A 15,974-nucleotide genomic window follows, 5' to 3' on the forward strand; every position below is an offset into this window, starting at 1 on the left:
GGGACGATTTCATGGCCACCTTAGTTGCCCGCCTTAACCAACTTCTCGCCGTCCGCTCAATTCGCTTGAGTGCACTGCTGGCGTTGGCTATTGCCATGTTGGCGACGCTCGGCTGGCAAACTAGCCAATTTATTCGCGGCGTGAACACGCAAGCGCCAGTTGCCAGCACGGAAAATAGTGAGGCAACTAACGAAAGCGCTCCGGTAAAACCCGGAAGTTCGCTGTTAAGTTTATTTGGCGCTAAAAACGCAGACGCCGATTTAACCGCGCAAACACTTGAAAAACTTCCGGAAAGTAATCTTAACCTGCAAGTCTCGGCGATCTTTTTTATGGCCCGCGCTGAGCAAAGTTCGGTGATTCTGGAAGACGGCGACCGCACGTTAATGCTTAAACGCGGCGAGGAAGCCCGGCCCGGCATTGTTGTGCAGAACATCGAAAGCCATCGCATCACCTTGAAACGTAACGGAAAACTCGAACAAATCAGTTTCAAGGGTTACGGCGAGATGCCGGGCGCAGCGCCAGCGACAACGTCTGAACCGGCGGCCTCGCAAGTCAGCGCGGCACTGCCCGATATACAACCCGATAACACCGACATGGTTGCTCAGGCGCCCGTGGAAATACCCCCTGCACCACCTGCCGCCGTAGAGCAGAACTCACCCACTGCCTATCAACAATATATCCAGCGCAAACTCGCGCAAGCCAAGTAGTAGAGTGCCCAACGTGTCGATCCGAGCCGTTCTGAAACTGCTGTTGCTCGTCTGTGTATGCGCCAGCCCATTTGCCTGGGCAGAGGAAGCCGCGCCAGAACCTGGCAACGAAGTGCGGATTAATATGCAGGACACCAATATCCGCTCGTTTATTGAGTGGATTGCCAAAGCCACAGGCAAAAACTTCATTATTGATCCGCGGGTTACCGGCAAAGTTACGGTCATTTCCAATGAAGCCATGGCGCCCGAAGAGGCATACCGCGTCTTTCTTTCGGTGCTGCAAGTGCATGGTTTTTCGGCGATTGAATCGGCCGACGCGGTGAAGGTGATTCCCGACGCCAACGCCAAACAGACCGGCGTGCCCTTGGTAGACGACAACGACCTCAACGACGACCAGCTCGTGGTTCGGGTCATTCGTACCGAGCACGTGCCCGCCACGCAACTGGTCAACATTCTTCGGCCAATGGTGCCGCAGGTCGGTCATTTGGCCGCCTACCCCGACAGCAACGCGCTGATCATTTCCGACCGTGCTTCAAACATTAACCAGCTGCTCAAGCTGGTGGCAGAAATAGACCGTGCCGGTCAGTTCGAGATCGACGTCATTCCGCTGAAGTTCGCCAACGCCAAAGAATTGTCGGCCATGCTCGGCACGCTGGTGCCGCAGACGGCTGGGCAGGAAGGCGCGTCGAAAATGAGCGTGTCGGTGGATGAACGCACCAACAGCATTCTGATTTCTGGCGACCCGAGCAAACGCCAGCAACTGCGCTCCGTGCTGGCGAACCTCGACCGCCCTGGCAACATCATCCGCGACACCCAAGTCATGTACCTGCACTATCTGAAGGCGTCTGAGCTCGCACAGATTCTGCAAAACGTCGCCACCAGCCTGCAGAAGCAAGACAAAGACGTAGGCATCAGCACTGCCGACATATCGATTCAAGCCAACGACACCACCAACGCCCTGATCATCAGCGCTCCGCCGGCAATCATGAAGACCATCGAAGGCGTGGTGAAACGCCTGGATATCCGTCGAGCCCAGGTGCTGGTCGAAGCGGTGATCGTTGAGGTGTCGGATAACAAGGTCAACGAACTCGGCGTGCAGTGGAAAACCTCGGAAGCGGCGCTTGGCGGCGACGGCCTGTTCGGCGGCTTCAAGTCGTCGCTCAAGGGCAACACCATCGACAGTTTTCCGACCAACCCGATCAAGCTCGACGCCGGCCTCAGCTTGGGCTTTTACAGCAACGGCTCGCTGCAAGCGCTGGTGCGTGCGCTGTCGACAGACGATTCGATGAATATTCTGTCGACGCCCAACCTGGTCACCCTGGACAACGAAGAAGGCAAAATCGTCGTTGGCCAGAACGTACCCTTCGTGACCGGCAGTTCCACCAGTGCCTCGAACCCCTCGACCAACCCGTTCCAGACCATCGAGCGTCAGGACGTGGGTATCACGCTGAAGATCAAGCCGCAGATCAACGAAGGCGATTCGGTGACGCTTAACGTTTACCAAGAAATTTCCAGCGTCACCAACGACACCAGCGCCGCCGACATCGTGACCAACAAGCGCTCCATCGAAACCCGCGTGTTGATCAAAGACAACATGACGCTGGTGCTTGGCGGACTGATCTCGGACGAGGTTCGTGACTCCGGCGACAAGGTGCCGTTCCTGTCGAAAATTCCTTTGATCGGCCGCCTGTTCCGCAGCGACCGCAAGGAAGTGGCGAAGAAAAACCTGATGGTGTTTATCAAGCCCACCATCATCAACGACTTCGACCATGCCAACGAGCTGACCGAGGGTAAGTACAACTTTATCCGCGAACGTCAGCTGCGCTATGCCGACGAAGAAATCCCCAAGGGCGTACCCACCTTGCCAGAGCGGGTTAACAGCATCGAGAAAGAGCTGAAGGTGTCGCCACCTGAATTGCCTGTGATTACTCAGTAATCGGCCTGGCTGGATAGGTGTTTCCAGGGATCCCCTTTAGCCGCAGCTCTACCGCGCCCGCGTCAAACACTTCCGATACCGCTCATCCACCCGCTTGGCAAACCAGGCAGTGGTGAGCTTGCGGGTGATTTTCGGGCTTTTGAGGGTAATGCCCGGCAGCACCGCGCGGGCTACCGGCTTACCAGCGCGTCTGTCGGCGAGGGCGAACAGGTCGGCATAGAGGTCGGTGTCTTCGAAAGCGAGGCTGTCGCCTTTTTCCAGCGCGCGGCGGATGGCGGTGTCGCTGATGCCCAGTTGTTTGCCGAGCGTGCGCACGGCTTTTTCGGTGGAGCTGGGCAACAGCGAGCCGGCCACCAGCAAGTCGCCATCGAGTTCCAGCTCAATGCCGGTCAATTGGCTGACGGCGCGCTGAAAAGCGGCGTTGCGGCTGGCGTACCAGCCAGCATTGAAGTCGGCGAAGCGGTACAGCGGCTCGGGATAGTTGGCCGGGTAGCCGAGCAAATGGGCGATGCCGAAGTACATGCCGCCGCGCCGGGTGAACACTTCCTGGCGCAGCGTGCCGGTGTGGGAATAGGGGTAGCCGCGCGCGTGTTCTTCGGCAAAAGCGATGCTGACCTGCATCGGCCCGCCGGTGTGCACGGGGTTGAAGGTGCCAAGCAGTTGGGCGCCCAGAGGCACCATGTCGATGAAGTCGTCAAAGATGGCGCTGAGCTGGCGTTCGCTGCGGGCGCCGGCCAGACGTTCGCTGTAGCTCTTGCCGGTGGGTGATTTCAGTTGCAGCGCGGCGCTGACAACGAAGCCTGGTATATGCAGCCGCGAGGCGCGTCGGTCGATTTCCTGGCGAGCGATTTTGCCCAGCCCCGGTACGGGCGGGTCCGCTTGATAGGTGGACTCCTGCTCGGTTACCGCCAGCACCGAGCACAGGTTGCTGTTGTTGGCGTCCAGCTTCTGTGTGGTGAACGCCACCTGAATGTCCGTCGCCCAGCCCTGGCGGTCGTTCACCGTGGCGGGCATCAGCTTTACTACCTTGGCCTGTATTTCGCTGGGGCTGGGTTGCGGCGGTTGCACGGAGCGCGAGCCGCAGCCAGTAAGGGCGAGCACGGCCAGCAGCAGAAGCCAGTTAGCAAACGGCGGAAAACGGGACATGAAGGAAGCCTTAGCGGTGGGTCGGTTAAGTAATAGGCAGCGCCGCAGTGAAGACAAGTACCGCGCTGAGCGGTTCGCTCATTTCGCAGTGCGGCGCAGCACATACACGGTGCACGTTCGTCGGTTTGGCCAACGGGAATTCGGGTTGCACCTTTCTTCAAACGCCGCAAAAGCGATCCGTTTTGTAGCAGTGAAAACGCCGTAATGCCTGGGGTGCACCGCGCGAGTGCATAAAGGTAACGCCTCGCTACACGGCGTGGGCAAAGGCCTACACGGCTTTAAGAGAAAAAGGTTGCGCCTGGTTGCACCTTTGACTTCCAGCGGGTTTAATCCACGCTGAATTTTTGCACACCGCGCCGCCTGACCGAGCGCTTCGGTTGCCTCTCTCTGGCACGCACTTTTAGGAAAAAACCAATGGCCACCACCACCCTTGGCGTAAAACTTGATGACGCCACCCGCGAGCGTCTCAAGCTGGCAGCACAGTCGATCGACCGCACGCCGCACTGGCTGATCAAGCAGGCGATCTTCAATTACCTGGAGCAGGTAGAAGGCGGTCCTGACGCCGCCCGAGCTGTCCGGTGTCGCTGCCGCCCTGGGTGAAGAGCCGCTGGAGGCACTGACTGAGCAAGGCTTGCAGTGCTTCCTGGATTTCGCCGAAAGCATCCTGCCGCAATCGGTACTGCGCGCCGCCATCACCTCGGCCTATCGCCGCCCTGAGCCCGAAGCGCTGGCCATGCTGCTGGAGCAGGCGCGCTTGCCGAAGGAGCAGGCCGAAGCCACCAACAAGCTGGCCATGGGCATCGCGGAAAAGCTGCGTAACCAGAAGAGCGCGGGCGGTCGTCAGGGGCTGGTGCAGGGTCTGCTGCAAGAGTTTTCGCTGTCGTCGCAAGAAGGTGTGGCGCTGATGTGCCTGGCCGAAGCGCTGCTGCGCATTCCGGACAAAGCCACCCGTGACGCGCTGATCCGCGACAAGATCAGCAACGGCAATTGGAGTCAGCACCTGGGCAACAGCCCGTCGATGTTCGTCAACGCCGCTTCGTGGGGCCTTCTGATCACCGGCAAGCTGGTGGCCACGCACAACGAAGCCGGCCTCGCTACGTCGCTGAATCGCCTGATCGGCAAAGGCGGCGAGCCGCTGATTCGCAAGGGCGTAGACATGTCCATGCGCCTAATGGGTGAGCAGTTCGTGACCGGCGAAACCATCGCCGAAGCACTGGCCAACGCCACCAACATGGAAAGCAAAGGCTTCCGTTATTCCTACGACATGCTCGGTGAAGCAGCGCTCACCGATGCCGATGCCAAGCGCTATCTGGCCTCGTACGAGCAAGCGATTCACGCCATCGGCAAGGCCTCCCACGGCCGTGGCATTTATGAAGGTCCGGGCATTTCCATCAAGCTCTCGGCGCTGCATCCACGCTATAGCCGCGCGCAGTACGAGCGGGTGATGGATGAGCTGTATCCGATTCTGTTGAGCCTCACGCAACTGGCCAAGCAGTACGACATTGGCCTGAATATCGACGCCGAAGAAGCCGACCGCCTGGAACTGTCGCTCGACCTGCTCGAGCGCTTGTGTTTCGACCCGAGCCTGGCCGGCTGGAACGGCATTGGCTTTGTGATTCAGGCGTACCAGAAGCGCTGCCCGTATGTGATCGACTACGTGATCGACCTGGCCAAGCGCAGCCGCCATCGCCTGATGATTCGTTTGGTGAAAGGCGCCTATTGGGACAGCGAAATCAAGCGCGCCCAGGTCGACGGTCTGGAAGGCTATCCGGTGTACACCCGCAAGCCGTACACCGACGTTTCCTACATTGCCTGCGCGCGCAAATTGCTCGCGGTGCCGGAGGCGGTTTATCCGCAGTTCGCCACTCACAACGCCCATTCGCTGTCGGCCATCTACACCATTGCCGGGCAGAATTATTACCCCGGCCAGTACGAGTTCCAGTGCCTGCACGGCATGGGCGAGCCGCTGTATGAGCAGGTTGTGGGCAAGGTGGCCGATGGCAAGCTGAACCGACCGTGCCGCATTTACGCACCGGTGGGCAGCCATGAAACCTTGCTGGCGTATCTGGTTCGCCGCCTGCTGGAAAACGGCGCGAACACCTCGTTTGTAAACCGTATTGCCGACCACAGCATCTCCATTAAAGAGCTGGTGCTCGACCCGGTGGTGCAGATCGAGCAAATGGCCGCTGCCGAAGGTGGCCTGGGCCTGCCGCATCCGCGCATCGCCCTGCCGCGCGCCCTGTATGGCGAAGCGCGCCTGAATTCCGAAGGGATCGACCTGGCCAACGAACACCGCCTGGGTTCGTTGTCGTCGGCGCTGTTGAGCAGCACCAACAACCGTTACGTGGCGCTGCCGATGCTCGGTTGCGACACCCCGGCGCCGAGTGAGGCCGAAGCGGTGAAAAACCCGTCTGACCATCGCGACACCGTGGGCCACGTCAGCGAAGCCAGCGAAGCCGACATCAAGAGCGCCATCCTTTGTGCGGTGTCCAGCGGGCAGATCTGGCAAGCCACCACGCCTGACGAACGCGCCGCTGTGCTGGAGCGCGCCGCCGACCAGATGGAAGCCGAGATGCAGCAGCTGATGGGCTTGCTGGTTCGCGAGGCCGGTAAGACCTTCGCCAACGCCATCGCCGAAGTGCGTGAAGCGGTGGATTTCCTGCGCTACTACGCCGCCCAGGCGCGCGACTTTTTCAGCAATGACAGCCACCGCCCGCTGGGTCCGGTGGTGTGCATCAGCCCGTGGAACTTCCCGCTGGCGATTTTCTCCGGTCAGGTGGCCGCCGCTTTGGCTGCCGGTAACACCGTGCTGGCCAAACCAGCCGAACAAACCCCGCTGATCGCCGCACAGGCCGTGCGCATTCTGCTCGAAGCCGGCGTACCCGGCGGTGCCGTACAGTTGCTGCCCGGCCGTGGCGAAACCGTGGGCGCGCGGCTGATTGCCGATGAGCGCGTGCGTGGCGTGATGTTCACTGGCTCTACCGAAGTGGCGGGCATCATCCAGCGCAACATTGCCGGGCGCCTCGATGCCCAAGGCCGCACCATTCCGCTGATCGCCGAAACCGGCGGCCTGAACACCATGATTGTCGACTCTTCCGCGCTCACCGAGCAGGTGGTGGTCGATGTGGTCAGCTCCGCGTTCGACAGCGCCGGTCAGCGCTGCTCGGCACTGCGTGTGCTGTGCGTACAGGAAGACGTGGCCGATCGCGTGATCGATATGCTTAACGGCGCCATGGCCGAATACGCCCTGGGCAACCCGGAGCGACTGAGCACCGACGTTGGCCCGGTGATCGACGCCGAAGCCAAGGCCGGCATCGAAGCGCATATCGAGAACATGCGTGAGAAGGGCCGCAAAGTGTTCCAGGCCGCCCGCGCCAAGGGCGACGAGATCAAACGCGGCACCTTTGTGATGCCGACGCTGATCGAGCTGGACAGTTTCAGCGAGCTGCAACGGGAAATCTTCGGCCCGGTGCTGCACGTGGTTCGCTACCAGCGCGCCAACCTCGCTAGCTTGCTGGAGCAGATCAATGCCAGCGGTTATGGCCTGACCCTCGGCGTGCACACGCGCATCGACGAGACCATCGCCCAGGTGGTGAACACCGCCAAGGTCGGCAACCTGTATGTGAACCGCAATATCGTCGGCGCCGTGGTTGGCGTGCAGCCGTTCGGCGGCGAAGGCCTGTCGGGCACCGGCCCGAAAGCCGGCGGCCCGCTGTACATGTACCGCCTGCTCTCCACCCGCCCGCAAGACGCGGTGGCCAAGCAACTCGGCCAGGCTGCCAGCGCGCCACAGCGCCCGGCCGAGCAGAGCAAAGCCGCCCAAGCGTTTGGCGAATGGCTGGCGCAAAAAGAGCCGAGCCTGGTTGCCGTCAACCAGCAATACAACGAACTGGCGCAAAGCGGCAGCGTGCACGTGTTGCCTGGCCCGACCGGTGAGCGCAACACCTACAGCCTGCTGCCGCGCGAACACGTGCTGTGCCTGGCAGAAGACAGCACCGATTTGCTGGTACAACTGGCCGCCGCGCTTGCCGTGGGCAGTCAGGTGATCTGGCAGGAGCAGCCGCTGACCAAGGAGCTGTTCAACGGCTTGCCCAAAGAAGTGCAGAAACGCATCCGCCTGGTCAGCGACTGGAGCACCAGCGACGCCAGCTTCGACGCCATCCTGCACCACGGCGACTCCGACCAGCTGCGCGCGGTATGCGAAGCGGCAGCGCAGCGCAAAGGCGCCATCGTTGGCGTGCACGGCTTGAATAAAGGCGAAACGGATATCCCGCTGGAACGCCTGCTGATCGAGCACGCGCTGAGCATCAACACCGCAGCGGCCGGCGGCAACGCGTCGTTGATGACCATCGGTTAAGTGAAAAAGTGGGTGGCGCTGAAAGGAAGGCGAAAGCTGCTTTCAGCAAAATTCACGCTTGAACCCCGCGGCCTTCGGGCCGCCCCCAGACCTTTGCTTTAAGGGCCTGACCCTGACTGAAGCGGCGCTCACCGAGCCGTTGCCAACGTCACGCGCGGCGCATCCATTTGCGAGGGCTACCCGCCCAGCGACGCGCGCTTTCCCTAGAGCACTTCGGTGCCCTGCGCCGGCTTATCCAGCCGGTGCGGGATTTTAGGTTCCCTGCCCTATTCGATCTCGAACAAGCCATTGCTGATCGGCCCCACCGTGAGCCGCTGGCGAATGTCTTCGTCGATACGCGGGTCATCCGGGCGATACAGCATCACCTGGCGATAGGCGCTCACGCGGTTTATCTCTTCGCCCAGGTATTCCCACACAACCCTGGTGCAGGCTGGCGTTCGGCGGTCGCCGCTGGACACGCCGGTTTTCAAACCGTTGAGCCGGGTGATGCGGCTTTTGTAGCTGGGAATCAGAATGGTCTGGCTCATTTCGTTGAGCGTCAGCGACTCATAGTCGATGAGAAACACGCGATCTTGCAGGTGAAAAGCGGCACCCAGGTAGCGGCAGCGCACCCAATCTTCGGCCTGCACATTGGCGCTGGCCGAGCGTTCTTGGCGTTCCTGGCGCTCGAACAGAAACGTGCCGCGCTCCTCGCGCAGATGCACCAGCGACAGCAGGATCGATCCCGGCACCGACATGCAGTTGGAGTATTCAAAGTAGTAGCCGCAATAGCGCGACAGGCTGGTGGCGTGTTCGCGCAGTGGTTGCAGCAAGTTGGCCAGCGGATCGTTGAGGGGCGTGTTGTGGCTGTCGGCCAGGCGGGCGCCGACCAGACGAGCAAATTGTTCCGGCGGCAAGCTCAGTTCGTACTCTTCAACGCCGAAGAAATCACCGATGCGTTTGCGGTTGTAGCTCGTCGGCTGGCTTTGCCCGCTGAGGTACTTGTTGAACTGCGCGCGGTTGATCGACAGCAGCCGGCAAACCTCGGCGATAGAGCGGTAGTGGCTGCACAGCAGTTTCAGATTAGTGCCCAAATTGTCCGACACAACGCGGCCCTCCGGTGATGCGAGCGGCGCGATTGTAGCATCAACTCGCGCCACATCGAGTCGATCCGCGAAATTGCCTCCACGCCAAGCCGTGGCCAACCATGCGCGACACGTTTTTTGCTGCCCGCAATATCCAGAAACGTGTGCCTGTTTCGCTGCACCTTTTTCCACTGCGCAGGGTTGCTCACAACCCGCCGCTGCATTCGAACAATAAGAGTCGAGGAAACCTCCCATGCTTGAAATGCTCAATGACTTCCTGTCCGGCAAGCTGCTGATCGTACTGATCGTCGGCCTGGGCAGTTACTTCACCATTCGCTCGCGCTTCGTTCAGTTCCGCCATTTCGGCCACATGTTCAGCGTGTTCAAGCAGTCGTTGCGCAGCAGCGGCGGTCAACTCAGCTCGTTCCAAGCCCTGATGCTCAGCCTCGCTGGCCGTGTGGGCGCGGGCAATATCGCCGGTGTCGGCATTGCCGTGACCCTCGGCGGCCCCGGCGCGGTGTTCTGGATGTGGGTGACCGCACTGGTCGGCATGTCCAGCAGCTTCTTCGAGTGCTCCCTGGCGCAGCTCTACAAGCGTTCCGACGGTGACGGCCTGTATCGCGGCGGCCCGGCTTATTACATTCAACACGGCCTCAAGCTGCGCTGGATGGCCATGGTGTTTGCCGTGTTGCTGCTGGTGACTTACGGCTTCGCCTTCAACGGCCTGCAATCGTTCACCGTGACCCACTCGCTGCAAAACGCCTTCGGCTTCCCGGTGCAGTACACCGGCATTGGTCTGGCGGTGTTGCTGGGTCTGGTGTTCATCGGCGGTATCAAGCGCATCGCCTCGGTGTCCGACCTGCTGGTGCCGGTGAAAACCCTCGCCTACATCGGCGTGACCTTGTACGTGATCTTCACCCAGATCGACCTGGTGCCTGGCATGTTGGTCACCATCGTGAAAAGCGCCTTTGGCCTCGAACCTGCGTTCGCCGGCCTGCTGGGCAGCGCGATCGTGATGGGCGTGAAACGCGGCGTGTTCGCCAACGAAGCCGGCCTGGGCAGTGCGCCCAACGTGGCGGCAGTTGCCAGCGTTGAACACCCGGTTGCGCAAGGCGTGGTTCAGGCGTTCAGCGTGTTCCTCGACACCTTCGTAATCTGCACCTGCACCGCCCTGCTAATTCTGCTCTCCGGTTTCTACACCCCTGGGTTCGAAGGCGACGGCATTGTGCTGACCCAGAACTCGCTGGCCGCCGTGGTCGGTGATTGGGGCCGCATTTTTGTCAGCGTGGCGCTGAGCCTGTTCGTATTCACCTGCATCCTCTACAACTACTACCTCGGCGAGAACGCGCTGCAATTCCTGCTCGGCAAAAGCCGTGTGGCCTTGCTGACCTATCGCGGTCTGGTACTGGCGCTTATCTGCTGGGGCTCGATGCAGAACCTCACCACCGTATTCGCCTTTGCCGACATCACCATGACCTGCCTGGCCTTCGTCAACCTGATCGCCCTGGCGATGTTGATCAAAGTCGGCCTGCGGGTAATGCGCGACTACGACGAACAGCGCAAAGCCGGCGTCGCCACCCCGGTGTTCGACGCACGCAAGTTCGCTGATCTGGATCTGGACCGCGACGCCTGGCCGACCACCCCTCAGGCCGCTGCGAGCAGCGAAGCCGTTGACGGACACCTGGCTGCCAGCCACCGTTAATTTGCTGTAACGGTTTGACGCAATGCCGCGCCCGCGGATGCTGGCGCGGCATTCTTGTCTCTGGGCTCAGCGCGGTATGCTGCGACCGACTTATCGCGGCTAAAGCCGCTCCTACAGCGTGTGCGTATCGTAGGAGCGGCGTTAGCCGCGATGCTTTCCAATAACAACAAAGGAATCCGGCATGAAGCTTTTCGTGCTCTATACCGGCGGCACCATCGGCATGCTGCAAACCGCTCAAGGGCTGGCTCCGGCCGGTGGCTTCGAGGCGCGAATGAGCGAACACCTGCGCAGCCTGTCGCCGCGTGTAGACATCGACTGGCAGTTCCACGAACTGCTGCCGCTGCTCGACAGCGCCAATATGAGCCAGGCCAACTGGCTGGCCATGCGCGACGTGATCGTTGAGGCCGTCAGCGGTGGCGGGTTCGATGGCGTGCTGGTGCTGCACGGCACGGACACCCTCGCCTATAGCGCCGCCGCATTGAGCTTCCTGCTGCTGGGCCTGAGCGTGCCGGTGGTGCTCACCGGCTCCATGTTGCCGGCCGGTGCCGAGGGCAGCGATGCCTGGGGCAATCTGCTCGGCGCCATGCAGGCGCTGCAGGCCGGCGCCGAGCCGGGCGTGCACCTGTACTTCAACGGCAAGCTGATGCACGGCGCGCGGGTGAGCAAACTGCGCAGCGAGGCGTTCGACGCCTTCACCGAGCAGCCCCGCCACCGCGTCGGCGAGCGGGCCGGGGCGCTTCCGGCTTTGTTGGCGTACGACGTGAAGCGTCAGCCGGTGAATGTCGCCGTGCTGCCGCTGTATCCCGGCGTACTCGCCAGCCATGCCGAAGCCCTGCTCGCCACCGGCGCGCAAGCGTTGTTGCTCGAATGTTACGGCGTCGGCACCGGGCCTTCGGACAATACTGAATTGCTCGCTGTGCTAAAGGCTGCGCATGAGCGTGGCGTGGTGCTGGCGGCGATCAGTCAGTGTCCGCAGGGGCATGTCGAATTTGGCGTGTATGCGGCGGGGAGCGCACTGGTGAGTACCGGATTGATATCGGCCGGCGGCATGACGCGGGAGGCGGCGTTGGGCAAGTTGTTTGGCTTGCTGGGCGCGGGGTTGGGCCAAGGGGATGTGGAGCAGTGGTTTGGGTTGGATTTGTGTGGGGAGCGGGTTTCTTAACACTGCTACACCGACATTCGCTCCAACGCCGTCATCCGCCCCTCCACCGTCATTCCCGCGAAAGCGGCGGTCCGACGATTCGGAATCCAGAATTGTGCAGGAGAGCGGGGTTGCCTGAACAATCACCGCGCCGGATTGCCGGACCACTGGATTCCCGCTTTCGCGGGAATGACGGAGTAAAACGAAAGTTTTGCGTTGGATTTTTGCGGAAGCGGGTTTCTTTAGACCGGTACACCGACATCCGCCCGAATACCGACATCCGCCCCCAACACCGTCATTCCCGCGAAAGCGGGAATCCAGGTGCGGTGATTGGGCAGACAGCTCCGTTCTCCTACACGATTCTGGATTCCCGCCTTCGCGGGAATGACGGAGATAAAACGAAAGTTTTGCGTTGGATTTTTGCGGAAGCGGGTTTCTTTAGATCGGTACACCGACATCCGCCCGAATACCGACATCCGCCCCAACACCGTCATTCCCGCGAAAGCGGGAATCCAGGTGCGGTGATTGGGCAGACAGCTCCGTTCTCCTACACGATTCTGGATTCCCGCTTTCGCGGGAATGACGGTGGTTTGGTTTCAAGCCGCCGCCCCCCACCACAAAAAGGGGAGCCCTGCGGCTCCCCCAATGGGACGTGCTCTTTCTAGCCGATCAAGCCTCAATCTCCACCAGCACCTCACCCGGATTCACGCGGTCGCCCTTGGCCACGTGAATGGCTTTAACGGTGCCAGCAATCGGCGCCTGCACTTCGGTTTCCATTTTCATCGCTTCCGTGATCAGCACAGCCTGGCCGGCTTTGACCACGTCGCCCTCTTTCACCAGCACATCAACGATATTGCCCGGCATGGTGGTGCTGACATCGCCCGGTGCGCTGGCGTTTTTGCGTTTGCTGCCGCTGCCACCGCCGACGAAGTCGTTGAGCGGTTCGAACACCACTTCTTCCGGCATGCCGTCGATGGACAGGTAGAAGTGGCGCTTGCCGTCGGTTTTCACGCCGACGCCGGTGATGTCTACCCGGTAGCTTTCGCCGTGTACGTCGATGACGAATTCAGTCGGCACGCCTTCGCCGCCCACGCTGGCCACACTGCCGGCTTCGGGAATCGGCAGCAGCACTTCCGGGGTCAGGGTGCCGGCGGCGCGTTCTTCGAGGAATTTGCGGCCGATGTCGGGGAACATGGCGTAGGTCAGCACGTCTTCAGCCGACTTGGCCACCGCGCCGATTTCTGCGCGCAGTTTGTCCATTTCCGGCTTGAGCAGGTCGGCCGGGCGCACGTCGATCAGTTCTTCGTTGCCGATGGCTTGGCGACGTAGTTTCTCGTCAACCTGGCCCGGCGCCTTGCCGTAGCCGCCTTGCAGGTAGAGCTTCACTTCGTTGGTGATGGTTTTGTAGCGCTCGCCGGCCAGCACGTTGAAGAACGCCTGGGTGCCGACAATCTGCGAAGTCGGGGTTACCAGCGGCGGGTAACCGAGGTCTTTGCGCACGCGCGGAATCTCGGCCAGCACTTCGTTCATGCGGTTCAGCGCGCCCTGCTCTTTGAGCTGGTTGGCCAGGTTGGAGATCATGCCGCCCGGCACTTGGTTGACCTGCACGCGGGTGTCCACGGCGGTGAATTCGCTTTCGAACTGGTGGTACTTCTTGCGCACGGCGTAGAAGTACAAGCCGATTTCCTGCAGCAGTTCCAGGTTCAGGCCGGTATCGTATTCGCTGCCTTTAAGCGCTGCGACCATCGACTCGGTGCCTGGATGGCTGGTGCCCCAGGCGAAGCTGGAGATGGCGGTGTCGATGTGGTCGGCGCCGTTTTCGATGGCTTTGAGTTGGCACATCGCAGCCAGGCCAGCGGTGTCGTGGGAGTGGATAAATACGGGCAGTGATTGCTCGGCTTTCAGCGCTTTCACCAACTCGCCAGTGGCGTAGGGCGTGAGCAGGCCGGCCATGTCTTTGATCGCTACCGAGTCGCAGCCCATGGCTTCCATCTGTTTGGCCTGGGCCACGAACGCCTCGATGGTGTGCACCGGGCTGGTGGTGTAGGCGATGGTGCCTTGGGCGTGTTTGCCGGCCGCCTTCACGGCTTCAATGGCCACGCGCAGGTTTCGCACGTCGTTCATGGCGTCGAAGATGCGGAACACGTCGATGCCGTTGACCGCCGCCTTGGCCACGAACGCCTTGACCACGTCGTCGCTGTAATGGCGGTAGCCGAGCAAGTTCTGGCCGCGCAGGAGCATTTGCAGGCGCGTGTTGGGCAAGGCGGCGCGCAGTTGGCGCAGGCGCTCCCATGGGTCTTCTTTGAGGAAGCGTACGCAGGCGTCGAACGTGGCGCCGCCCCAAACTTCCAGCGACCAGTAGCCGACTTTGTCGAGCTTGTCGCAGATGGGCAGCATGTCTTCGGTGCGCATGCGGGTGGCCAGCAGCGACTGGTGGGCATCACGCAGGATGGTGTCGGTTACATGGATTTTCTTGGACATGAATGTGTTCCTCACAGGCCTGCGTGGGCGGCAATGGCGGCGGCGATGGCCAGGGCCAGCTCTTCGGGTTTGCGCTTGACGGAGTAGTTGGTCAGTTCAGGGTGGCTTTCGACGAAACTGGTGTTGAACTGGCCGCTGCGAAATTCCGCGTTACGCAGAATTTCCTGGTAGTACGCGGCGGTGGTTTTCACCCCTTGCAAGCGCATGTCGTCCAGAGCGCGCAGGCCACGGTCCATGGCCTCTTCCCAGGTCAGCGCCCAGACCACCAACTTCAGGCACATGGAGTCGTAGTACGGCGGAATGGTGTAGCCGGTGTAGATCGCCGTGTCGGTGCGCACGCCCGGGCCACCGGGCGCGTAGTAGCGGGTGATCTTGCCGAACGAGGGCAGGAAGTTGTTCTTTGGGTCTTCGGCGTTAATCCGAAATTGCAGGGCGAAACCGCGGTACTGAATGTCTTCTTGCTTGACCGAAAGCGGCAGGCCCGAGGCGATGCGGATTTGCTCGCGCACGATGTCGATGCCGGTGATTTCTTCGGTGATGGTGTGCTCCACCTGGACGCGGGTGTTCATCTCCATGAAGTACACCTCGCCCTCGGCGAGCAGGAACTCCACGGTGCCGGCGTTCTCGTAGCCCACGGCCTGCGCGGCGCGCACGGCGAGGTCGCCGATGTAGGCGCGCTGTTCGGGCGTTAGTTGCGGGCTGGGGGCGATTTCAATGAGCTTCTGGTTGCGGCGCTGAATCGAGCAGTCGCGCTCGTACAGGTGCACGGTGTTGCCAAAGCTGTCGGCGAGAATCTGCGCTTCGATGTGCTTGGGATTGACGATGCACTTTTCCAGGAACACTTCGGCCGAGCCGAATGCCTTGGTGGCTTCGGAAATAACCCGGGGAAACGCCTGTTCGAGTTCCTCGCGGCTGTTGCAGCGGCGAATACCGCGTCCGCCGCCGCCTGAGGTGGCCTTGAGCATCACCGGGTAACCGATGCGGTCGCCTTCGGTGAGCGCTTCGTGAATGTCCGCCACGTTGCCTTCGGTGCCTGGCGTAACCGGCACGCCGGCCTTGATCATGCTGCGCCGCGCTTCGGTTTTGTCGCCCATGCGGCGAATCACTTCGGCAGACGGGCCGATGAACTTGATGCCGCGCTCGGCGCAAATATCGGCCAGCTCGGCGTTTTCGGAGAGGAAACCGTAGCCGGGATGCAGCGCATCGCAGCCAGTTTCCACCGCCAGGTTCACCAGCTTGCGCGGATTGAGGTAACCGGCCAGCGGCTCCTCGCCAATGCTGTGGGCTTCGTCGGCGCGCTTGACGTGCAAGGCCATGCGGTCGGCATCGGAATAAATCGCCACGGAGCGAATGCCCATTTCGGCGCAAGCACGCACGATACGGACGGCAATCTCGCCACGGTTAGCGATCAGAATTTTCTTGATCACGGAGCTGGCCCTC

The 15,974-nt window shown here is 61.3% G+C and carries 8 protein-coding genes and 1 pseudogene; 5 read left to right on the forward strand and 4 right to left on the reverse strand.

Features of this window, described 5'->3' with window-relative positions:
- Positions 1-11 precede the first annotated feature (11 nt).
- Both ACZZZP_RS23130 and gspD read left to right on the forward strand, forming a co-directional pair.
- Positions 12-707 (forward strand): type II secretion system protein N, encoded by a 696-nt coding sequence (locus tag ACZZZP_RS23130; protein ID WP_463384264.1) that lies wholly within the window; start codon positions 12-14, stop codon positions 705-707.
- A gap of 13 nt (positions 708-720) precedes the next feature.
- Positions 721-2,643, forward strand: a complete 1,923-nt coding sequence (gspD, locus tag ACZZZP_RS23135; RefSeq protein ID WP_463384265.1) for a type II secretion system secretin GspD — start codon at positions 721-723, stop codon at positions 2,641-2,643.
- Between the two features lie 48 nt (positions 2,644-2,691).
- On the opposite strand, the gene ACZZZP_RS23140 is transcribed toward gspD, so the two are convergent.
- Positions 2,692-3,789 carry a DUF1615 domain-containing protein gene (locus ACZZZP_RS23140; RefSeq protein WP_463536876.1) on the reverse strand — a complete coding sequence of 366 codons (1,098 nt, stop codon included), beginning with the start codon at positions 3,787-3,789 and terminating at the stop codon, positions 2,692-2,694.
- A gap of 414 nt (positions 3,790-4,203) precedes the next feature.
- On the opposite strand from ACZZZP_RS23140, the pseudogene putA reads away from it, so the two are divergent.
- Positions 4,204-8,146 (forward strand): annotated as a pseudogene (putA, locus tag ACZZZP_RS23145) (trifunctional transcriptional regulator/proline dehydrogenase/L-glutamate gamma-semialdehyde dehydrogenase).
- 266 nt (positions 8,147-8,412) lie between these two features.
- Here putA and ACZZZP_RS23150 read toward each other — a convergent pair.
- Positions 8,413-9,231, reverse strand: coding sequence for an XRE family transcriptional regulator (locus tag ACZZZP_RS23150; protein ID WP_122492207.1), 819 nt, complete (start codon positions 9,229-9,231; stop codon positions 8,413-8,415).
- Positions 9,232-9,463: 232 nt separating this feature from the next.
- On the opposite strand from ACZZZP_RS23150, the gene ACZZZP_RS23155 reads away from it, so the two are divergent.
- Both ACZZZP_RS23155 and ACZZZP_RS23160 read left to right on the forward strand, forming a co-directional pair.
- Positions 9,464-10,912: an alanine/glycine:cation symporter family protein gene (locus ACZZZP_RS23155; RefSeq protein WP_463384268.1), complete on the forward strand. Its 1,449-nt coding sequence runs from the start codon at positions 9,464-9,466 to the stop codon at positions 10,910-10,912.
- 181 nt (positions 10,913-11,093) lie between these two features.
- A complete protein-coding gene (locus tag ACZZZP_RS23160; protein WP_463384269.1) occupies positions 11,094-12,074 on the forward strand; it encodes an asparaginase in 981 nt (326 codons plus the stop codon).
- Between the two features lie 648 nt (positions 12,075-12,722).
- Here the strand turns inward: ACZZZP_RS23160 and oadA are convergent.
- Positions 12,723-14,534, reverse strand: a complete 1,812-nt coding sequence (gene oadA, locus ACZZZP_RS23165; RefSeq protein WP_463384270.1) for a sodium-extruding oxaloacetate decarboxylase subunit alpha — start codon at positions 14,532-14,534, stop codon at positions 12,723-12,725.
- 11 nt (positions 14,535-14,545) lie between these two features.
- Positions 14,546-15,961, reverse strand: coding sequence for an acetyl-CoA carboxylase biotin carboxylase subunit (locus ACZZZP_RS23170; RefSeq protein ID WP_122449841.1), 1,416 nt, complete (start codon positions 15,959-15,961; stop codon positions 14,546-14,548).
- Positions 15,962-15,974: the final 13 nt, after the last annotated feature.

Source organism: Pseudomonas sp. AC211 (assembly GCF_979258055.1).